This window comes from Roseovarius albus, assembly GCF_900172335.1.
Classification (GTDB): Bacteria; Pseudomonadota; Alphaproteobacteria; order Rhodobacterales; family Rhodobacteraceae; genus Roseovarius; species Roseovarius albus.
On the sequence record NZ_FWFX01000032.1, the window covers coordinates 1 to 1,540 of the forward strand.

1 pseudogene is annotated in these 1,540 nt (G+C 53.5%); it reads left to right on the forward strand.

The features are described 5' to 3' along the window. Nucleotides 1–86 precede the first annotated feature (86 nt). A pseudogene (locus tag ROA7450_RS20645) lies at nt 87–1,465 on the forward strand (IS3 family transposase). Nucleotides 1,466–1,540 lie beyond the last annotated feature (75 nt).

Consider the following 1,540-nt stretch of genomic DNA (forward strand, 5'->3'; position numbering starts at 1 on the left):
CGTTTGACGTCAGCGCTAATGGGTCCAATTAGGTTGATTTGATAAGGGAGAGTTTCTGGCTCATCGTAACCACTGAGGAGTGGAAGATGAGAAAGACAACCAAAAGCCCTGGCGAGAAGATCGTCAAAGATATCAAACGCGCCACACGCAAACAGTATTCGTCCGAAGAGAAGATCAGGATCGTGCTTGACGGGCTGCGTGGCGAAGGCAGCATTGCTGAGCTGTGTAGCCGGGAAGGCATATCGCAGGGCCTTTACTACAAGTGGTCAAAAGACTTCATGGACTGTTGAGGTGAATGCCATCGGTTCGAATGAACCGAGACAGGGAAAGAAGCGTCTGGCAGGCGATACAGCGCGTGCTGCGAACACGGACGAGGTGAAGGAACTGCGCCGCGAAGCAATGGATCTCAAGGAGGTTGTCGCAGAACAGACGCTTGAATTGCGCCTTCTCAAAAAAAGCATGCTGGGCGATGGGGACGACCACGAATGAGGTATACTGCATCAGAGAAGCTGGAGATCATCCGGCTCGTGGAAGAAAGCCATCTGTCAGCGCGTCAGACGCTGGCCAAGCGGGTATTCCTCGCACCACATTCTACCGTTGGTATGATCGATACGTGCAGCACAGTGAAGCTGGGCTGCAGGACCAGTCTCCCAAGCCAAAGCACGTTTGGAACCGCATCCCGACCGAAGTGAAGCGCAAGGTCGTCAAGCTGGTGCTGAAAGAGACGGAGTTGTCGCCTCGCGAACTGGCCGTGACCTTCACTGATCAGGAACGCTACTTTGTCTCGGAATCCTCGGTTTATCGGACGCTCAAAGCCCATGATCTGATCACCAGCCCGGCCTTCATCGTGCTCAAGGCGGCCAGTGAGTTCAGAGACATAACGACGGGTATCAATCAACTGTGGCAGACCGGCTTTACCTATCTCAAGGTCCTTGGTTGGGGTTGGTTCTATCTGTCGACCATCCTGGACGATTTCAGCCGTTACATCATCTCATGGAAGCTCTGCACCAACATGTGGGCTGAAGATGTGACCGATACTCTCGATCTGGCGCTGCAGGCATCCGGGTGTGATCAGGTTCACGTCGTTCATAAGCCACGTTTGTTGAGCGACAACGGGTCCAGTTACGTCTCGGGCGATTTGGCTGAGTGGTTGCAAGACAAAGGCATGAAGCACTCGCGTGGAGCGCCGTATCATCCCCAAACCCAAGGCAAGATCGAGCGTCGGCATCAAACCCTCAAGAACCGCATCTTGCTGGAAAACTACTTCCTGCCCGGCGATCTCGAAGCCCAGACCGAAGCCTTCGTCGATCACTACAATCACCAACGCTATCACGAGAGCCTGAACAACGTCACACCCGCTGACGTCTACTTCGGACGGGACAAAGCCATTCTAAAACAAAGGGAAAGGATCAAACGAAAGACGCTCGAAACGCGACGCTTGCATCACAGAAAACGCGCCGCATAATCAATCCAACAAGATGAGCCGAACTCTCTCTTAGTTTACGCCGCTCTTGGTGCCAAAATCTCTGACGACGGACAG